The sequence below is a fragment of the Paenibacillus sp. Soil766 genome (assembly GCF_001428105.1).
Classification (GTDB): Bacteria; Bacillota; Bacilli; order Paenibacillales; family NBRC-103111; genus Paenibacillus_E.
The window spans coordinates 63,855-84,546 of sequence record NZ_LMSJ01000024.1; the positions used below are offsets into that span (position 1 = coordinate 63,855).

General features: G+C 42.8%; 19 protein-coding genes. All 19 read right to left on the reverse strand.

Annotated features, from left to right (window positions below; translation table 11 throughout):
• Positions 1-9: 9 nt before the first annotated feature.
• The 19 genes from argC to ASG89_RS19775 all read right to left on the reverse strand — a co-directional run bounded on the left by argC (position 10) and on the right by ASG89_RS19775 (position 20,679).
• Positions 10-1,059: an N-acetyl-gamma-glutamyl-phosphate reductase gene (gene argC / locus ASG89_RS19685; RefSeq protein WP_057312765.1), complete on the reverse strand. Its 1,050-nt coding sequence runs from the start codon at positions 1,057-1,059 to the stop codon at positions 10-12.
• Positions 1,060-1,543: 484 nt separating this feature from the next.
• The gene (locus ASG89_RS19690; RefSeq protein ID WP_057312766.1) at positions 1,544-2,413 is read right to left on the reverse strand and encodes a YitT family protein; all 870 of its coding nucleotides are present in this window, start codon (positions 2,411-2,413) and stop codon (positions 1,544-1,546) included.
• A 138-nt stretch (positions 2,414-2,551) separates the two neighbouring features.
• Positions 2,552-3,665, reverse strand: a protein-coding gene (gene prfB, locus ASG89_RS19695) for a peptide chain release factor 2 (RefSeq protein ID WP_157276726.1) whose coding sequence is annotated in 2 segments (ribosomal slippage) — positions 2,552-3,592 and positions 3,594-3,665 — 1,113 coding nt in all. Because the reading frame shifts where the segments join, the coding sequence is not laid out codon by codon here.
• Between the two features lie 54 nt (positions 3,666-3,719).
• The gene (secA, locus tag ASG89_RS19700; RefSeq protein ID WP_057312769.1) at positions 3,720-6,239 is read right to left on the reverse strand and encodes a preprotein translocase subunit SecA; all 2,520 of its coding nucleotides are present in this window, start codon (positions 6,237-6,239) and stop codon (positions 3,720-3,722) included.
• Positions 6,240-6,619: 380 nt separating this feature from the next.
• On the reverse strand, positions 6,620-7,171 hold the full coding sequence (hpf, locus tag ASG89_RS19705; protein WP_057312770.1) for a ribosome hibernation-promoting factor, HPF/YfiA family: 552 nt from the start codon (positions 7,169-7,171) through the stop codon (positions 6,620-6,622).
• 172 nt (positions 7,172-7,343) lie between these two features.
• Positions 7,344-7,541, reverse strand: coding sequence for a cold shock domain-containing protein (locus ASG89_RS19710; protein ID WP_028556842.1), 198 nt, complete (start codon positions 7,539-7,541; stop codon positions 7,344-7,346).
• A gap of 412 nt (positions 7,542-7,953) precedes the next feature.
• Positions 7,954-8,301 carry a flagellar protein FliT gene (locus ASG89_RS19715; protein ID WP_057312771.1) on the reverse strand — a complete coding sequence of 116 codons (348 nt, stop codon included), beginning with the start codon at positions 8,299-8,301 and terminating at the stop codon, positions 7,954-7,956.
• Positions 8,294-8,692 (reverse strand): flagellar export chaperone FliS, encoded by a 399-nt coding sequence (fliS, locus tag ASG89_RS19720; RefSeq protein ID WP_057312773.1) that lies wholly within the window; start codon positions 8,690-8,692, stop codon positions 8,294-8,296. The genes ASG89_RS19715 and fliS overlap by 8 nt, the downstream gene beginning before the upstream one ends.
• 24 nt (positions 8,693-8,716) lie before the next feature.
• Positions 8,717-10,996: a flagellar filament capping protein FliD gene (gene fliD, locus ASG89_RS19725; RefSeq protein WP_057312775.1), complete on the reverse strand. Its 2,280-nt coding sequence runs from the start codon at positions 10,994-10,996 to the stop codon at positions 8,717-8,719.
• A 32-nt stretch (positions 10,997-11,028) separates the two neighbouring features.
• Positions 11,029-11,448 carry a flagellar protein FlaG gene (locus ASG89_RS19730; RefSeq protein ID WP_063868024.1) on the reverse strand — a complete coding sequence of 140 codons (420 nt, stop codon included), beginning with the start codon at positions 11,446-11,448 and terminating at the stop codon, positions 11,029-11,031.
• Positions 11,449-11,545: 97 nt separating this feature from the next.
• The gene (gene pseC / locus ASG89_RS19735; RefSeq protein WP_082593449.1) at positions 11,546-12,745 is read right to left on the reverse strand and encodes a UDP-4-amino-4,6-dideoxy-N-acetyl-beta-L-altrosamine transaminase; all 1,200 of its coding nucleotides are present in this window, start codon (positions 12,743-12,745) and stop codon (positions 11,546-11,548) included.
• 29 nt (positions 12,746-12,774) lie between these two features.
• Positions 12,775-13,728: a dTDP-glucose 4,6-dehydratase gene (locus ASG89_RS19740; RefSeq protein ID WP_057312778.1), complete on the reverse strand. Its 954-nt coding sequence runs from the start codon at positions 13,726-13,728 to the stop codon at positions 12,775-12,777.
• A gap of 31 nt (positions 13,729-13,759) precedes the next feature.
• Entirely contained in the window at positions 13,760-14,812 is a 1,053-nt protein-coding gene (gene pseI / locus ASG89_RS19745; protein WP_057312780.1) for a pseudaminic acid synthase, read from the reverse strand.
• Positions 14,813-14,818: 6 nt separating this feature from the next.
• Complete coding sequence (locus ASG89_RS19750) at positions 14,819-15,508, reverse strand: HAD family hydrolase (protein WP_057312782.1); 690 nt, start codon at positions 15,506-15,508, stop codon at positions 14,819-14,821.
• A gap of 38 nt (positions 15,509-15,546) precedes the next feature.
• Complete coding sequence (locus tag ASG89_RS19755; protein WP_057312784.1) at positions 15,547-16,293, reverse strand: TylF/MycF/NovP-related O-methyltransferase; 747 nt, start codon at positions 16,291-16,293, stop codon at positions 15,547-15,549.
• A gap of 122 nt (positions 16,294-16,415) precedes the next feature.
• On the reverse strand, positions 16,416-18,314 hold the full coding sequence (locus tag ASG89_RS35720) for an NAD-dependent epimerase/dehydratase family protein (protein WP_082593450.1): 1,899 nt from the start codon (positions 18,312-18,314) through the stop codon (positions 16,416-16,418).
• Entirely contained in the window at positions 18,304-18,876 is a 573-nt protein-coding gene (locus ASG89_RS19765) for a GNAT family N-acetyltransferase (RefSeq protein ID WP_057312786.1), read from the reverse strand. The genes ASG89_RS35720 and ASG89_RS19765 overlap by 11 nt, the downstream gene beginning before the upstream one ends.
• A 30-nt stretch (positions 18,877-18,906) precedes the next feature.
• A complete protein-coding gene (locus ASG89_RS19770) occupies positions 18,907-19,638 on the reverse strand; it encodes a cytidylyltransferase domain-containing protein (protein ID WP_057312791.1) in 732 nt (243 codons plus the stop codon).
• Positions 19,639-19,659: 21 nt separating this feature from the next.
• On the reverse strand, positions 19,660-20,679 hold the full coding sequence (locus ASG89_RS19775) for a UDP-N-acetylglucosamine 4,6-dehydratase family protein (RefSeq protein WP_057312793.1): 1,020 nt from the start codon (positions 20,677-20,679) through the stop codon (positions 19,660-19,662).
• Positions 20,680-20,692: the final 13 nt, after the last annotated feature.

Consider the following 20,692-nt stretch of genomic DNA (forward strand, 5'->3'; position numbering starts at 1 on the left):
ATCTTCTAGTTATGGATATACCGGTGCGAACAACAACCCTGTCGTTTCGTCCCAGCCTTGCATCATATTTAAGTTCTGAATCGCTTGACCTGCAGCGCCCTTAACAACATTATCGATAACCGATACGATCGTAACACGCCCTGTACGCTCATCCACCGCGAAGCCGATATCACAGTAGTTCGAGCCCATAACTTCCTTCGTTGAAGGATATTTCCCAAGCGGGCGAATCCTTACGAATTTACGGCCTTCATAGTACTGACGATACTTTTCGATAAACTCTTCAGCTGTATGTTCACCTGTGAGTGTCGCATACATCGTCGCCATAATCCCGCGTGTCATTGGCACAAGGTGCGTCGTGAACGTCGTTACAACCGGTTTCCCTGCAATGCGACTCAGCGCTTGCTCAATTTCCGGGATGTGTTGGTGCTTATTTATTTTGTAAGCCGATAAATTCTCATTAACTTCAGAGTAATGTGCGCCTAAGCTCAAACCTCGACCCGCACCGGATACGCCAGATTTCGCATCGATGATTATCGTGGACGGATCAATCCATCCCGCTTCAACCGCAGGAATAAGTCCTAACAGCGTCGCTGTTGGGTAACAGCCTGGGTTAGCAATCAGATCGCTGCCCTTCACTTCGTCCCCGAACACTTCAGATAGACCGTAGATCGAGCGTGCCAAAGCTTCTTCGGAAGCTGCCGGCTTTTTGTACCATTTTTCATAATCGCTAGCGGACTTCAGTCTCAAATCCCCCGAAATATCAATCACCTTCAGGCCCGCTTCGACCAGTTTAGGCGAAAGCCCCGCGCTCACACCTGCCGGCGTAGCTAGAAACACAACGTCTGCTTTGCCAGCAATCAACTCAACATCAAGGACATCGAGGATATCCACGACCACTTCCTGCAAATGTGGAAAATGCTCCGCAAGCGGCGCTCCTGCATTCGAAGTTGAAATAACGGATGTAATCTGTACAAGTGGATGCGCCTGCAAAAGACGAATCAATTCCGCACCACCGTACCCTGTTGCTCCAATAATAGCCGCTCTAATGCTCTGACTCATTCCCATGACCTCCCGATGTTCCGAAAATATATGTATTATTATACATTCGTATACATAATAATTCAATGAATTTTTTTACGCTCTGGCTTTAGCCAAAAATGCTGTTCAGTAAGGATTTTCAAGGCTTTTATTCGGTAAAATCGAATTTATTTTAGTTAACTGAATAGTCTGACTATATCGAGTTATATACACATTATGCATCAATTTTCGCAAGTCGTGCATAAAACAAATCGCACTCACCGCCATGATTTCTTCCGTTGCCTTTCGCCTAACCTTACTCATTATCCCAAAGACTATAGTCAGAAGGCAAATTATGTTAGTTAACTTAGAGTTATACACATTTGTACACAGGCGTTGTGTATAAGTTCGGGGATTACGCACAAATTGCCAACAAGTTATCCACAAAAAAAGACTATCAGGTTTTCAATCTCCTGACAGTCCTCCTGCGTAGATGAAGCAACTTCCGTTGTCTTATTCGTATTCTCTACGCGTGGCGCTTAAACCCTTCCCCCAACACTTCATTCGTTTCACTCAAAATTACAAAAGCTTGAGGATCCACGGATTGCACCAGTGTTTTTAACCGACTGACTTCATTCTGTTTCACGACCACCATCATGACCGTCCGCGATTCACCCGTAAATCCGCCTGATCCGCTGAGTTCGGTTAGCCCGCGATCCAAATCATACAAAATCGCCTTCCGAATAGCATCCGTATGATCTGAAATAATAAAGGCCACTTTGGCATAGTTGAATCCGAGCTGCACGATATCAATCGTTTTGGTCGTCACAAATAAGCCAATCATCCCGTACAACGCATTCTCAGGGGTAAACACCAGCGCTGAGCTGATAATCACTAGACCATCGAATATGGCAACAGAGAAACCGAGGCTTAAGCCGGAGTATTTATGCAGAATTTGAGCAGCCAAGCCAAGTCCACCTGTAGAGCCACGCCCTTTAAATACGATACCCAGACCAAGTCCCACACCGATCCCCCCATACACAGCGGCTAGGAGAGGATTATGTGTAGGTACACCTAAGTGACTCGTTATGAGTACACAGAATGGGAAAATAATCGATCCGACGATCGCCTTAACGCCAAATTTCTTACCAATCAGCCATATCGCTAACACTAAAATGGGAATATTCAGCGCCCACTGCGTGTACGCGGGGTTGATGTTGGTCACTTTCTGCAAAATGGTAGAAATCCCCGAGACGCCGCCTGTTGCGATTTGGTTCGGGTTGAGGAAGCTGTTAAAGCTTGCTGCCATGATCAGTGATCCGAATATGAGTAGTATGTATTCAAAAGCGGTATGGCTCGGACTTCCGATCTGTATGCGTGGTTCTCTTCTGGCCACAAACGCGCCCTCCTTTTATACATGAAAAATCCTACACCCATTAGGTGTAGGATCAACGTTTATGACACAATGCATGCACAGGCACTCCAAATTAGCTGCCGAGGCATGCAAAGAATCCTGTTTAACTGTGATACAACGTTACTCTGGCTTGCGAATTTGATGGCGTAGATACGCATCAATGAAAGTATCGAGATCGCCGTCCATCACGGCACCAACGTTCCCTGTTTCCGCTGAAGTCCGGTGATCCTTCACCATACTGTACGGATGGAAAACATAGGAGCGAATCTGGCTGCCCCACGCAATATCCGACTGCTCGCCGCGAATCTCGGCTAGGTGCTTCAATTGCTCTTCGATCTTCCGCTCATAGAGCTTGGAGCGAAGCATCTTCATCGCTTTCTCGCGGTTCTTGATCTGCGAGCGCTCTTGCTGACAGCTCACCACAACGCCGGTCGGAATGTGCGTAATCCGCACAGCCGAATCCGTGGTGTTGATGTGCTGACCGCCGGCGCCGCTTGCGCGGTACGTATCGATCTTGAGATCCTCGGAGCGGATCTCACCTACGTCGGTGTCGTCTTCGATCTCTGGCATCACGTCACACGATGCGAACGAGGTATGACGACGGCCAGAGGCGTCGAACGGCGAGATGCGGACGAGCCGATGCACGCCCTTCTCTGCCTTCAAGTAGCCGTAGGCGTTGAAGCCTGTAATCTGCAGCGTGACACTCTTCACACCGGCTTCGTCGCCGGGCAAATAGTCGAGCACCTCGACTTTGTAGCCCCGCTTCTCCGCCCAGCGGCGGTACATCCGCAGCAGCATCTCTGCCCAATCCTGCGACTCGGTACCGCCGGCGCCTGGATGCAGCTCTAGGATCGCATTCAGCCGGTCGTACGGCTGATTGAGGAGCAAACCAAGCTCGAAGGACTCGAGCTTCTTGACGAGCGCCGCGATGCCGACTTCGATGTCTTTGACGAGATCAGCATCGCTCTCTTCTTCTTCGAGTTCGACCATGACCTGAATATCCTCGAACGAGTTCGTGAAGCCTTGAAACTCCTCCACGACACTCTTGATCACGTTGAGTTCAGCGATCGTCTTCTGAGCACGTTCATTATCGTCCCAGAAGTCTGGCGCACCCATTTTTTCCTCAAAATCCCCGATGGCTTCTAGCTTATGATCTAAGTCAAAGAGACCCCCGTAATTCGGTTAGTCGCTTCGCTGTTTCTCTTAAGTCTTGTTTCACTTCTGGTTCTAGCATGTTGTACACCTCGTTTATTCTGCTTGCATGTACCTAGACAAGTTGTTTAGTCGCTTACATACCTTGCCCGTGGCACTGCTTGAACTTCTTGCCGCTGCCGCAAGGGCAAGGGTCGTTGCGCCCAATACGCTGCTCTTCATCGCGTACGAGCGGTTTTTTGCCGCCAGCTTCATTCTTCGTGTCAACAGCCTGACCCTCTGCTACTGCTTGGCGCTCCAGGTTGCTCTGTACGTGTGCTTTCATAATGTACATCGCGACTTCTTCGCGAATGTTATCGATCATCTCTTGGAACATTTCGAAGCCTTCGAATTGGTACTCACGAAGTGGATCTGTACCGCCGTATGCACGTAAGTGAATACCTTGACGCAGCTGATCCATCGCATCGATGTGATCCATCCATTTGCTATCTACCGCACGGAGCGCGACTACTTTCTCAAATTCACGCATAAATTCAGCGCCAATTTCCGTTTCACGCTCATCATACCGTTTGCTCACAAGCTCTTTGATCAGCTCAATGATCTCATCTTGCTCTTTACCCCAAATGGTTTGATCAGTAATTTGTGCATCGTCGTGCAGCAAATTGTTATTCACAAAGTTCGCAACTTCTTGCAGTTCCCACTCTTCTGGGATTTGCTCCTCAGGACAGTGTGCTTTCACGATGCGCTCGATGACGGCGCCGATCATACCCTCGATGACTTCGCGGATATTCTCGGACTCCAGCAGCTCGCGGCGCTGTTTATATATAATCTCACGTTGTTGATTCATGACATCGTCATATTGAAGGACGACTTTACGCACGTCGAAGTTGTTACCCTCAACGCGTTTTTGAGCGGATTCCACGGCACGGGAGATCAATTTGCTTTCAATTGGTTGATCTTCTTCCATTCCGAGACGATCCATCATTGCCATAATATTCTCAGCGCCGAATCGTTTCATCAACTCATCTTCAAGAGAAAGGTAGAATTGTGAGGAACCAGGGTCACCTTGACGTCCTGCGCGTCCACGCAGCTGATTATCAATCCGTCTGCTCTCATGACGTTCAGTACCTATGATATGCAAGCCGCCAGCATCATGTACGCCTTCTCCAAGCACAATGTCCGTACCACGGCCTGCCATGTTCGTTGCAATCGTGACGGAACCTGGTTGACCTGCACGTGAAACGATTTCCGCTTCTTCAGCATGGTACTTGGCATTCAATACTTTATGTTGAACACCTTTCTTCTTGAGCATTTCGGAAAGTCTCTCCGAGTTCTCGATCGATACCGTACCGACTAGCACTGGCTGATTCAGCTTATGTCGTTCTAGGATTTGCTCAACGACAGCTCTGAACTTACCGTTCTCTGACTTATACACCACGTCCGGTAAATCCTTACGAATCATTGGACGGTTGGTCGGAACGATAATAACTTCAAGGCCGTAAATTTTCTTCAACTCTTCTTCTTCCGTCTTCGCCGTTCCCGTCATTCCCGCTAGCTTGCGGTACATACGGAAATAGTTCTGGAACGTAATCGTAGCGAGTGTCATGCTCTCATTCTGAACTTTCAGTTGCTCTTTCGCCTCAATGGCTTGGTGCAACCCATCACTATAACGACGACCTGTCATGATACGGCCCGTAAATTCATCAACGATCATAACTTCTTCTTCTTGAACAACATAGTCCACGTCACGTTTCATAATGAAACGAGCTTTGAGCGCTTGCGTGATGTGGTGGTTGATGTTTACATTTTGATGATCAAATAAGTTCTCAATACCAAAAGCTCGCTCACCTTTCGCCACGCCCTCTTCCGTTAACGCGACAGCACGCACTTTGATATCGATTGTGTAGTCTTCTTCTTCTTTCAGCGTCGAAACAAAACGATCCGCCGTAAAGTACATATCTGTCGATTTCGCAGCTTGTCCCGAAATAATCAATGGCGTTCTCGCTTCATCGACTAGAATGGAATCCACCTCATCGATAACCGCATAGTACAGCGGACGTTGAACCATCTGCTCTTTGTACAACACCATGTTGTCACGCAGGTAGTCAAACCCGTATTCGTTATTCGTGCCATACGTAATATCACAAGCATAAGCAGCTTGCTTCTCTTCATGAGACAAATCATGCAAGTTAACCCCAACGGTTAAACCGAGGAACTCGTAAATTTGACCCATTTCGCCGCTATCCCGCTGTGCCAAGTAGTCATTGACGGTAACAACATGTACGCCTTTACCAAGCAAAGCATTCAAATAAACAGGAAGTGTTCCAACTAGCGTTTTCCCTTCCCCAGTTCTCATCTCTGCGATACGGCCTTCGTGCAACACCATACCCCCGATAAGTTGAACGTCATAATGACGTTTCCCTAATACACGGATACCAGCTTCTCTGACTACTGCAAAAGCCTCAGGCAATAGATCATCGAGTTCTTCGCCTTTTTCAAGACGTTCTCTGAATTCGATTGTTTTCCCTCTTAACTCTTCATCAGTCAGCGGTTTAATACTGGCTTCAAGCTCGTTGATGTAGTCAACGGCCTTGAGCATCCGTTTAATCTCCCGATCATTGGAATCACCAAAAATTTTCTTCACTAGTCCTAGCATCGGTGAACCCCTTTCCCTTACATTCGTATCCTTAAATTGTACCACTTATGACAGTCTTGTCGCAACAAACGAGCCTTCTCTTCCTTCTAAAACCTATAGAAATAGGACTTAAAAACCATGCTCTTCGTATTTCTTAGTATGAAATGGAGACGCCGCTAACATGCATAGCCAGGTTTATGACTTTATGCGCCAAAATAAACGGCTACGCCGTCCTTCGAGGACGGGAGCGTTTTATGGAGAAATATAGCCAAATTATTAGGTGAAACTTATAAATTCATATATTTTAAAGGAAAGAGCTTAATCCGATGATATCGAATTAAGCTCACTTGATCATTTTGTATAGGAATGTCGATTAATGTATTAGGCAATTTGTTTATGCATTACATCGCTGGTTCGATTAAACCGTACTTACCGTCGTCCCGTTTGTAGACCACATTGACTGTGTCTGTCTCCATGTTCGAGAATACAAAGAAGTTATGACCCACCATGTTCATCTGGAGAATCGCTTCTTCCACGTCCATCGGCTTCAAAGTGAAGCGTTTGTTACGCACGAGTTCGAAGTCCTCTTCTTCTTCCATATAGGAAGCTGCCGCGACTTCTGCCTTGAACAAATCACGTTTGCCGCCATCTTGGCGAATTTTACGATTCGTCTTGGTCTTATGCTTACGAATTTGACGCTCTAGTTTGTCCACAACCAGATCAATGGATGCGTACATGTCGGTGTTGCGTTCTTCTGCTCTCAGTAGCACGCCGCCTGTTAATGGGATGCTTACCTCGATGGCTTGAAGACCTTTAACCACGCTTAGCTTTACTTGTACATCAGATGTAAGGGGAGCTTCAAAATACCTCTCTAGTCTATTCAACTTCTTGTCAACATAGTCTCCGAGGGCTTCAGTAACTTCAAGGTGTTCTCCGCGAATGCTAATTTCCATAGTTAAACATCTCCCTTCCTTCTCACATTATACTACATTCCACTCCAACTTCATAATTCCTTTAAATTCCGAGCTAATCTTCTAGATAAAATATAAAAAACACCCCAGAGTATATTTCTCCAGGGTGATCTTGTTCATCGTTGTATGCGATGGCACAATATGTGCCAAAAAATTATAATCTGCTTACGTTGGCAGCTTGTGGTCCGCGTGCACCTTCTACGATGTCAAACTCAACAGCTTGACCTTCGTCTAGCGTTTTGAACCCTTCGGACTGAATCGCTGAGAAATGCACGAATACATCCCCACCATCTTCGCGCTCGATGAACCCATAACCTTTTTCTGCGTTAAACCATTTTACTTTACCTTGCATATCGTACACAATCCTTTCGTTTTAAAAAATGTAAATGATAAGAGCAAAAAATGAAAACCCTTACATTTTGACTATACCACCTACCCGCTTGACCTGTCAATTTCTAACTTTTAATAAAAATAAATATTCAGAAAATTCAAGTATTTACATGCCGTGGATAACTGCGTTATTTGTAGAATCCTGTCGTGACGGGCTTTTTTACATTTTATTAACAAAGTTATTCACAGGTTTATGCACATTATCCACAGACCGAATAAAGGGCATTATGGATAACTCGAAGTTCTGGGGGCATTTATTCACATGTTGGGGTCAGAACAGATTGTTTATCCACGGACTGCTGTAGGCGGTTGAGGAAAACAGGGGATAAAAGAAAAAAAACCTTTGCCGCGGCAAAAGGTTTCTGTGGATAGTACTACTTTTTCTTGTCGAAGAAGTAACTTTCCTGGGTATACATATCCGAAGGGTTCGATTCATAAGCATTTCTTTGTGTCGTCGCTTGTTGAAAACTCTTTATTTTGAGAGAGGCTTCGTTTCGCAAAAAGGTTATTTTCCTGACTATTGCAGGATCATGCTGCAATAATCGGTTGACAACAACCTTATGCTTCTCAAGCAGGGGTGTAGTCCGCTCAGCGTCCTTTATTTTAGCGATGATCTCGTCCCTTTGTTCTACGAACTGTTCAACAACTAAGTAATCAGCTTCTTCCATTTCGCTCAAAAAATGTTGCGTACATTCTTCAAGCTGCCTGATCAACTCATCCATGCATAGTTCCCGTTGCTTTCGCACTTACAGCAATTTTATTTGCTTCCATCCATGTGCTCTTGAGCTCTTGCAAATAGCCAAGTACTTCTTCAGCCGACGTCATTGATTTGTGCATGTTAGCTTCAAGCAAACGGAACTCGATATAATCATACATAACAAGAAGGTCCTGGGAGATCGGTGCATTTAGATCAAGAGTAATGATAAACTCCTTAATAATATCTTGCACTTTAATCACATTACGATTGGCTTCCTCATAGTTATTGACCTTCAACGCCTCAATAAATTGTTTGCAAAATCGAATCGCTCCATCGCAAAGAAGAATCAAGAGCTGTGCAGGTGTAGCTGATTGGATGGTGGTTTCGAGATACTTATTCTGCTGAGGCTGAATCATCAAAGATCCTCCTTTAGGTTCATTTTAACTCCCAGCAAACTGCGCTAAAGAAGCGCTCTGAGAATTGTACTTGTTCATCGCAGTTTCCATTGCAGTGAATTGTTTGTAGTACTGATTTTCAATGTCAGTTAGCCGGCTTTGCCAAGTACTGATCTCCTTGTCAAGACGTGTCATTTGCTTACCAATATCATAATTGGATAACAAGCTAGAAGAAGTACCTGCCTTTGTCTTCAACTTACTAAGTACGCGGTCTGCGGCATCTGAAATTCGAACAGCAACGCCATCTCCCCCAGTGCTGCTTGCATTTCCGTCATTACTAGTAAATAAGCGCATCACAGCCTCAGGGTCCTTCGCCAACGCTTCCTTCAGTTTGGACTCATTGATATAGAGTTTCCCTTTCTCTGAATAATCTAGCGTAGTTATCCCTACATCGCTTAACTGCCGATAATCACCACTAGATACCCCTGTAACTGATTGATACCAATCTGATCGGAATTCAGATACAGCGTTGGACAAGATAGAATCGTTGCGCAACATCCCGCTCTTCGCTTTGTTCTCCCAGAGTGTTATCTGAGATTCCTCCATTGCTTCCTTCTGTTCATCCGTCAATGGGGAATAGGCCCTATAGCGCTCTTCGGATATTTCGGCATTCACAGCGCCCAACACTTCATTATACTTATCAACGAAGGATTTAATTGAATTGTAAACCGTGTCAACATCTTGGTAAACCGTTAGGTTGACATCCGTATTCGTGGCCTTCTTCGCCGTAATGTTGATTCCGTTGATCGTGAACGTATTGGATGCAAACTCTACATCCACTTCATTATATTTGAGCATAACGTTTTTACCCTTAGCGCTGACTTGAGTATAATTCAGACGAGTAGGATCTGCTTCACTATCCACAGTATTGGGAAGATCATCAGGGTCGTTAATACCTGCAATCAAACCCAAAGAAGTAAGAATGTTTGTCGAATCACTGGTTTGGTCGGAGAAGCTAAAATGCTTACCTTCATCAATGGCTGGTGTCAAAACGTCGTCGCCTTTTGGCGATGTTAAAATTAATTTACCAGTAGCACTATCCAATTGAGCGTTAACACCACCGATTGTCCCTAAATCCGAAGCGTTGATCTTATTAATTAACGAGCTAATGGTTGTTGTGCTGGAAATTGTAAAATCATAGTTTTTAGATCCATTTCCGTCTACATCGTATGCAATACGAAACGTTTGATCTGCCTTAAGACTACTGTTGATAACTTTATTCGTATCCGTAGCCATTGTCAAAAAGAGAGCGCCTTTGACAGAGGTACCAGTGGGGGTTTTCGTCGGCAATCCAAGTGCACTCACAAGGTCTTTAGAATCGCTTGTTAGATCACTGAAAGTGATTGGTTTGTTACTATCAGGCTTATTAAAAGTGAGGGCTCCTGTTGTACTGTCAAGCCCTGCAACAATACCCGTAGCTTTCAACTCAGTATTCAAATCATCGATTAGGCCGCCTATCGTAGTGTTCTTATCCACACTGAATTCATAGTTAGATCCGTCATACCCAATACGGAGTTTCTGAACTGTCGCTCCCAATGTGGCATCAATCTTTTTAGTGAGATCAGGCACCGGAGATTTGAACTCTGCGGTTCCAGTTACTTGCTCCCCAATTTTAGGGCTCGATCCACTCAGCTTTAACACATTGTTAACAAAATTCGCATTCTCTGAATTCAATTCCACCTTAGAATTCACACCCGTGTTGCTGGATACAAAAAAGAAGCGCTTCATTGTATCATCAAAACTGACTTTTACCCCTGTAAGTGTGGACTTGCTATTCACACTGGATACAAAAGTTCCTATCGTAGCCTCATTGTCAATTTCAATTGTAGCTGTTCCCTTCTCGCCAGCAATCGTAAACTTGAAATCAGCTCCTATACTTGCATCCACAGAATTAATTTTGGAAGCAGCGGTTACAGATGCTCCCACAGAACTTGTTGAAGTAATTGATGCAGACTCGGCTAATTGGGATATGTTAAGCTTATAGATCCCATCTGTCGCGTTGGATGTACCTGTTGCAGTCACAGTCGTTTCGTCACCAGTACTAACCTTTTTCGTCAAATAACTTCCCTGAAGCTTCATGTTGAACGCATTGTTTTTCAAATCCAATATCTTACTATTCATTTCCCTATAGCTGTCCTGTTGCCATTGAAATGTTTGCCTCTTCTGCATAATCTTATCAAGTGGAATTCGGCGAGCTGCCATCAATTGTTTTACCGTTGCATCAATATCCATTCCTGACGAGAATCCATTAATCCTCGTAACCATCTCATATCACCATCTTTCGCAATTCAAATTACTTAACGTCTTTCATCTACAATGATACCTGCTTTTTCCCACAGCTTAGCAACCATATCTAACACTTTTTCCGGTGGAATCTCCCTTACAATCTCGCCAGTATCCTTATCCAAAACCTTAACCATAATTTGCTTCGTAGCTTCATGAATTTTAAATTCAAATGTTGTTGTAATTCCTTGCGCCGCCTTATTTGCTCTTTCAATCGCTTTAATCAATAATTCATCCCCTAAAGCAACTTTCTGTCCTTGAAGCTCGGCGGTCCTAACTTCTTTCGTAGAAGTCATACCCGCAACAGCCGTTGTAGAGGAAGAATCCGGAGAAACTGTCGGTGTTTCTGCCACCCGCTGTGTAGTATTATTTGCATAAGAAAGCTCAGTTGCCGCCGACCTTCCTAAACCACCTAATGACATATCCGAACTCATGACAATCTCCCCCGCTACCAAATTATTCATATAATAATTATATCGGAGTTGAAATACACTTTTGTTAGAACAAAACTGCCCGTAAACAGAATTATTTTTAACGATAAGCTCTCAAGACTTTGTATACAGCATTCACTACGTCCTTAGCATCCTGTTCAGTCATCTTAGGGAACAAAGGGAGTGTAATAAAGCATTCATAGAGCTGCTCAGCAAGTGGGAGTGAACCCTTCTCATACCCAAGCCGCTGATAATACGGTAACAGATGAACAGGAATATAATGTACATTAACACCAATATTCTCTGCTCTTAACGCTTCAAATATTTCTTTGCGTCCAGCTGTTAAATGGTCAAGCTGTAAATGAAGAATATACAAGTGCCATCCAGATATCGCTTCTGCATGAACAAGCGGTCTACGAATAAGTCCCTCATTCTCTAAATCTTCAAAAAGGTTACTGTAGGTTTGCGCAATATTGTTCCGCAGCTGTACAAATTCACCAAGTCTGCCCATCTGACTTAATCCTAGAGCGGCTTGTAGATCGGTTAGACGATAGTTGTATCCTAACTCTTGCATCTCGTAATACCAAGGACCTTCACTTTCGTTAGTGTATGCTTGGTGATCTCGCGTAATCCCATGCGAGCGGAATAGAAGAAGTCTACGATAGTAATCTGGATTATTGGTTACAATAACGCCGCCCTCACCAGTTGTAACAGGTTTCACAGGGTGAAAACTGAACATTGTCATGTCTGCAACCGCTCCGACCGGTTCACCGGCAAACGAGGCGCCTAACGAATGTGCTGCATCTTGAATCATTACTAAACCATTTTTCTCAGCAAAAGCTTTAAACTTACGCATATCTATAGGCTGTCCAGTGAAATCCACAGGAATGATCGCCTTCGTTTTGGAAGTTAGCTTTTTCTTAACTTCGTTTAAATCGAGCAAAAACGTGGTTGGGTCAACATCCGCAAATACCGGAGTTCCTCCCACATAGAGCACACAGTTTGAGCTCGCCGCGAAAGTCAAGGGAGTTGTTATTACTTCGTCTCCCTCTGTAATACCTGCTGCGTAACAAGCACCATGTAGGGCAGCCGTCCCGTTGCAGAAAGCGACCGCATATTCGACTCCTGCAACTGCCGCAACGCTTCGCTCAAATTCAGCAATAGTCGGTCCCTGAGTCAAATAATCACTTTTTAGCACAAGCACTACTTCTTCGATGTCTGCATCCGAGATCCATTGGCTTCCGTAAGCAAGCAACTTCTCTCTAGCAGGTTTGCCTCCGTTTATAGCTAACTGTTCCATCTTAAGCGTCCCCCTATGCTCTTCCTTCATTAATGAGTATGAGCTAAGCCCTCTTGAATCCATGCTTCTGTTCTACGAATGCCTTCCTCTAAGCTTACAAGCGGTTCCCATCCAAGCAGTTCTTTTGCTTTCCCATAGTTACATAGAAGCTTCTGAATCTCGCTTTGCGGGTGAATATGTTCTACGTGCTTAATTCGGGAAGAATCACCTATAATGAGCAGCGCTAAGTCATTCACAGAGATGTCGCGTCCTAATCCTGCATTAACAATTTGACCGTCCACTTTATCGGAGAAACCTGCATCAACTACGAATCTCGCACAATCCTCTACGAACAACAAATCACGAGTTTGCGTACCTTCACCGTATATACTTACATCTTTGCCAGCCAGCTTATTATTGATAAAAATAGCTACTACGCCGCCTTCACCACCTGTTTTCTGAAAAGGGCCATATGTATTGAAAGGACGAATGACGACCGTAGGCAAACCGTAAGCGTAGTAATAGGAGAGAACCATGTTTTCCGCCGCAATTTTTGCCCCAGCATATGGTGAAGCAGGTTTCGTTGGATGCAATTCAGTAATACCTGCTTCATCCGTACATCGGTCATATACCATACAAGTACTCATAAACACGACTTTAACCCAATGCTTGCGGCATTGTTCCATGACAAAAAATGTCCCTACCGTATCGTTATTGAACGTAGTACGAGGATCATCAATCGAATCTTGAACGTTTATGGATGCACCTAGATGGTAGCAAATATCGAACTTAACTTCGTTAAAAAGGTTCTCGAGAAGCGCTTCATCTTTGATATCCCCGTGAATAAAGTCCTTCAAACCTGGGTGTTGCCTAAATTCATTTAAATTACTTTCTTGTCCATTAGAAAGATCGTCGACAATCCAAACTTGATGACCTTCGTTAAGTAAACGTAATGCCACCCATCTGCCGATAAAACCTGCTCCGCCTGTTAATAGAATGTTCATTGATAAAACCTCCGTTTTTACACTTAGAAAATTAAAATAGTAAATCCCAAGTAACAGCTGTACCTTTTTTGACATCCATTTTTACCGGCTTGCCAAGCAACTCTTCAAAATGTTTAGGAGGCAACCCAAATCCAGGACGTATTGCTCTAAGGCTTTCTGAGGTAAACACATCACCTTGCTTCATATCTTGAGCAACGTATAATGAGCGTCTATGCTTTAACGACGCTTGTTCTTTACCTATAGGTCCATACGATATTTGCCCTAGACCTTGCCATCCTCGCTCCGTTTCAATAACGAGTGCTTCCATTTCCTCAGGTTCCAAAGAGAAGGTAGAGTCTACCCCGCCATCAGCGCGACGAAGTGTGAAATGCTTTTCTATAACTGTCGCACCAAGAGCGACGCTCGCCACACTTACACCTACACCCATCGTATGGTCCGATAAGCCTACATGACAGTTAAATAGCTGTTGTAGGTGTGGAATTGTTCTGATGTTACTATATTGTGGTGTTGACGGATAACTGCTAGTACATTTCAACAAAACAATATCCTTGCAACCTGCCTCCCTTGCTGCACGAACGGTTTCATCTAATTCTGCTATCGAGGCCATCCCAGTAGATATGATCATTGGCTTCCCTGTCGAAGCTACTTTACGAATTAATGGTAAGTCTGTATTTTCAAATGATGCTATTTTATACAAAGGAACATCTAAGGTTTCAAGAAAATCTACGGCTGAAGCATCAAACGGAGTACTAAAACCTACGATTCCTAGATCCCGGCAACGATCAAATATTGGTTTATGCCATTCCCATGGTGTGTATGCTTCTTGATATAATTTATAAAGTGAGCTTCCCTTCCATAAATTATTGGGGTCATCGATAAAAAAATCGCCATCATTTATATCAAGTGTCATCGTTTCCGCAGTATAAGTTTGCAGCTTAAGTGCCTGAACCCCAGCTTTAGCCGCAGCGTCTACAATAGTTAATGCTCTCTCCAAAGATTGATTATGATTCCCAGACATTTCAGCGATGATAAATGGCCTTGCCGAATGTCCGATCGTATAGTTACCTACTGTAAACTCCCTCACAGCACTTCAACACCTTTCTATTCCATTAGTGATCGTATTAATAAAAGAATCTGTAAGTTCATCTAAAGACTGAATTTGATAATCAGCCTCATATTCATCACTTTTAACAAGATGCTTATAGTTCCCCTTCATGATTCGAACAGTTATAAAACCCAGTGGCTTAATTCCGACAAAATCTTTAGTAGGGTTATCACCTATATAAATCACTTGACTTGTAGCTACCATTTCCTTCTCACAAATCTTGTTGAAAACGTAAGGAGATGGCTTGGAATTTTTAAGTCCATAACGATAAGTAATATAACAAAATTTAACCCTTTTTTTTAAACCCAGAGCCGTTAATTTTTTATTCTGAACATGCTTATTCCCGTCAGTGACTATATAAATCGGGTAACTACTCTTTTCCGTAAGACATGTATGAGCATCGGGACTAAGTTCAATTTGAGGGTCATGGGCCCGATAGACACTAATACACTTTTTCACATTTGTTTTTGTATAAAAACCAAAGTGCTCTAGAGTACTATTGAATACTTGCCCTCTGCCAGATTTCGTAAGTTCATTGCGCATAAATGCATAGGAAGCTTCAACTGGAATTCCCAAAGATACATTCATGAATTGGGAAACGGCCATAAATCCGCTATGAACGTATGTGATTTCATCGTACAACGTATCATCAAGATCGAATACAAGAACAGCCAAAGAACTTACCTCCACCACTATTTTGCAAACAGTTTCACTTATTCAATTATTATATATGAACATAACGGAGCCAATGGAGTCCTTCTGATCCTGTATTTATCGAGTCCAAATACCTCTTTCAGGGCCAATGTCTCACCAGGAAATAAGTCATAATTTAATTCATCGAAAGCCACAATACTACCTTTAGTCAATCTATCTTTTATCGCTTCAAGACATTTTTTCGTAGGGGTATATATATCAAAATCAAAATATGCCAAGGCTACTATTGTCTCAGGATGCTGCTCCAAATAAGTGTCAATTGTTACAGATGCATCTCCTTTAACAAGCTCAAACTTTTTAATATGTGACAGTGGACTTTCGGCTTCATGATAAGTGAGAACACTATTTAAGTATTCCTCATAATTATCCGTGACTCTATAGTCCCCCTCTTTGACCCTGTTTCCGTCTTTTTCGTGCACATTTGGAAAGCCATCGAATGTATCGAATCCAATAATCTTCCTGTTATAATTATATGGCTCATATATTCCTCTAAAAGATGAAAACAGTGACAGATTTTGTCCCCATCGCACACCGAATTCCATAACAACTCCATGTACGTTTATAATTTGTTGATATATTTCATGCATAAACAACGTTCTCGACAACGCTTGTCTTTTAATATATAAACCCAAATTATCCAATATTTCATTATCTGGAATAGGGGAATTCTTTAACTTTTCGAGAAAAACTGCTCTGCGATTTATTTCTTCCTGTGACGAAAGCAAGTTCACTTTAATATCACCCAAAATTATTACCTCCTTGTAAAAACCAATAATTTGCCTACCAAAATTTAAATCTATCACATTGTCTTTACAACTTCAGACTTTGCATTATCAATTGATTATCCAAAACTTTTATTGATACAGTGCTAAAAATACACATCTGCAGAGTATCTCACTAATTTCTTTTCTACATCTAGTCGTAGGAACGGATAGTCCTTCAAATCATACCCGCTTGACTCTAATATCAACCAGTAAAAACTATCTAGCCCTACTTCTAAGCTTAAGCTCGAAGCTCCACCGAACCGACTATTACATTCGATGATATGGAAAAATCCCTTTGAATCAATTATTACTTGCATAACAACATGCCCGTACAATTGTAATCGCTCTGCTAAATTGCTGCACAGCTCCTCTAACGCTTGGTTTCGGATCGTTTCCGTAATTTGAGACTCTCCATCAACAACATAAGTCCTTTCCCGAGCCACACACCCTTTGACCATTCCAAGCTTATCAATATATAAATCTACGCTTATTTCTCTCCCTTGAACAAATGGCTGAAAAATCGGGCTGGATAACGACTTCGCATGCTTCGTAGCCGATTCACCGTCCAATTGGATTCCAATGGATTTCGATCCTGCTCCGAATCTCTCCTTTACCACATACGAAACAGCATTAATCGAACTTATATCATCAACGGTAGGGATTACTGGAAAGCCCTGTTTGGATAATTCATTGTAAAATTTAAGCTTGTCCAAACAAGCTTCTACAGAGCTTGGTGACGATACCATAACATAGATCTCATTCTCTAACAATAATTGTTGATGCTCGCTGAAATAAGCAAGTTCACCATCGCGAGTAGGAATTACAATATTAATCGAATTCCGCTTGCAATAATCAACAAAATCTTCTATTGAAAGGTTTGACAACCTGGGCATTTCCCAAAACTTATCGACAAAATAGGCTCCGATACAACTCGGATTTACATCCGCCCCAATAATTTTCCGGTTGTCTCCTAATTTGCAAATCGCTTTCTTTAGTGAATTCAACAATGGAATTTTTTTGGATATACTTGTAACTAGAACATTCCGCTCTACCTCAGTTGGCAGTGAACTCTCTGCGGCCTTCCGTTCATGTTCAATAATTTGCGGAATGGCTTCCTCCAACTGAACTTCCGGCTTCCATCCAGTGTGTTCGAAAAATAAGTCCATATTCGCTTGCGATGCCTCGAATGGATCATTAGATTCCATCTCGTCCCATTGCATATCTGGGAAATGTTTTCGTAACACCTTCAATACATCACTAACACGTCTCGCGTTGTCATTACCCAAATTGACAATTCCCTGAGCACCGGACTGCGCAAGCCTAAGTAATCCTTCGGCCACTTGATCTGCAAAAATATAGTCAAACAAACCCTCTTTGTTGTAGACCGTCAGTTTTTCTCCCTTTAGTAAAGAGCGTATCCATCTGGATATTACATCTTTTGAACTTTTACCGTAAACTCTGAAAATTCTGGCACTAACTGTTTCATAACGATTCTTATTAAAATGCTGTAAAAATCTAAGTTCCACTTCATGTAGTAATTTTGCTGCACCACACAAATTTCGGGGATAAATCACATCCGTTTCTTTCAAGCGAAGTGCAGACTCGGCAGACACCGGGAATGTATACAACTCAGGATTATAAATCAAGTAACTGGAAGCAAATACTACCTTTTTAAGATTTGGACTATTTTTCAAGCAATCCATCAAATGATGACTTAATCGCATATTATGCAGATAGTTTTCATCCCAAAAATCATAGGACTCGACAGATCGTTCGAACGTTGCCGCCAAATGAAAAAAATAGTCAGGATTAAAAGTGACTACTTCTTCTGGTGTGATGTAATTTAAATCGCCTTGTCGGTACTTGACATCTAGACCCCAGTGTTCAGGCTTTGCCTTTATATCTCCAACAAAAACGTCTGCACCAAGCGTCAGCAGCTTTTCAACCAATGCCCTTCCAATAACACCAGCTCCACCACTAATAAATACTCGTTTACCAATCATTTTCACCGTACTCCTTCAAGCAACCATGGATTATGGAATCTGTAATAGCGCCTTGCACTTGCACATGCTGCTTCATTCTGCCTTCGTAACGAAAACCTGATTTCTCCAAGGCAGTAATGTGATCTGGTCTAATATCATACGTTTCCGTAAACAACCGATTGAATGCAAGACTTTGAAACGCAACTTTTTTTAACAAAGTTAAAAACATAGAAAAATCGCGTTTATACTGTACTTTGTCGACAATGCGTGTTGTTTCCAGCAAGAATGATACTTCTGCCCGTAGAGAAGACCAATCTATGTTAGTCAACCCGCCGTATCCGATACACACACCGTCCATTAAGTAGCTAAACAATATGAGTCTTGGCTGTTCTTCTGTATATGATGGCTTAATCACCTTGTTATAATAATTTATTTGGTCATCATCAGTAAGCAACTTGTTTTGTCTAAGCACATCAATTTGAGTGTTTCGCCATTCTTTAATATAGAGTAAATCTTGTTCCCTCAAGGGCGTTAGAGCGTATGCCCCTTCCTCAAAATGATCTGCCGGTAAGCAAGCATACATTAGATAAGTCCTTCCTTTATTCGGCAGTCGTTACTGGCCTAATTTTTTTTGCTCCACATGGGCATTTATCATCGGCAGTTCTGGGTATTCTTTCATTAATCCAATAACTTGCCTCCATCCAAACATTGAATTTTTCGCATAAAGTCTGCGATAAATTTCATTAATTAACTCCCAATCTTCTTGCGTATCCAACGTCCACCTATAGCTAGAGTAATCAATTTCATTAGTGTAAGATGCAAGTTTGAAACTATGGGGGTTTTGGTATATATATGGCGTTACGTGTTCCAAGTGCTCTGGACTGACGGCATTCTCAAAGGCCTTTTGTAGGACCGACATTAAGAAAACCTCCGTATCGAGGCCTCTCGGAAACGAACGTTCCAATGAATTGCTAACATAGTCTGCATTTTCTGCATGGAAAAATCTAATCACTGCCGCGGTAACATCAGGATCGATAAGTGGACAGTCGGAAGTGATTCGGATGATAATATCAGCCTCGGCTTTGACTGCAGCTTCGTAATAACGAGACAACACGTTCTGCTCATTTCCACGATATACCTTAATGCCATAAGTATTCATTTTCGACTCGATCACGTCATCCTCAGAATTAGTTGTAGTTGCCACCACTATTTCATCAATGTTATCAACTGCTTGTAATCTATGGACCACATGTCCGAGTACAGTGTCATCTTCCAACCTTTTCAACACTTTGCCGGGCAATCTGGTTGACCCCATCCTAGCTTGAATAATTGCTACTGTCTTCACGCTGAAACCGTCCTTTCAAATTCAGAGCACCATGAGATTGTTCTGAAGCAACAATTCGCGCAGCTCTTCCCTGCTAATTGTTGCTACATTATGAGAACTGTATCCTTCATTGGAAGCAGGCTTGGCATTCTCGTATGTGAGCGGCTTTTTAAGAAATGCATTGGGAATGACGAACATATCCGGAAGCTCTAAGGCATGTACAGCCTCCTCGTCGGTCATCAGTTCCTCATACATTTTCTCTCCAGGGCGAAGGCCGATTTCCTTAATCGCTATTGAAGCTACATCTATATGCAACTGCTCAGCGGCTAGATTGGTAACTACATCAGCAAGGTCGTTTAGACAGATAACGGGCATTTTCAACACAAATATCTCGCCACCTATCGCTAACTTCATCGCTTGTACAGTTAGGTTAGTCGCTTGTGGCAGCGTCATCATAAACCGACTCATATTCAAATCCGTTACGGTAATTTGGCGTTTCTCTTTGATCTGCCACTTAAACAGAGGAATTACTGATCCTCTAGAGCCCATAACATTACCAAAACGAACTGCCGCGAATATAGTCTGTTTGGGTCCGGTTTGACTTTGCGCTGCAGAAATTAACCGCTCAGCCATCAGCTTTGATGCTCCATATGTGTTGGTTGGAGCAATGGCTTTATCCGTGCTAGTAAACACTGTTTTTTTCACACCAGCATTTATTGAAGCTTGGATCACATTTTGAGTGCCTATGATATTCGTCTGTATAGCTTCAAATGGATTGTATTCACAGGAAGGAACATGCTTCATCGCAGCAACATGAAATACGTAATCTATATCCTGCATTGCGCGGTGAACGCGATCATAATCTCTCACATCCCCAATTAAATATCGAATATTGGTATATTCATACATTTCTTGTTGGAGTTCAAATTGTTTATGCTCATCGCGACTTAAAATTCGTACGACCTCTGGATTATCCAATAAAATATGCTTTAGAATACTTTTTCCAATTGTCCCTGTCCCACCAATAATAAGGACCTTTTTTCCTTTATAAAAATGTTCCACTATTTTCCCCCAA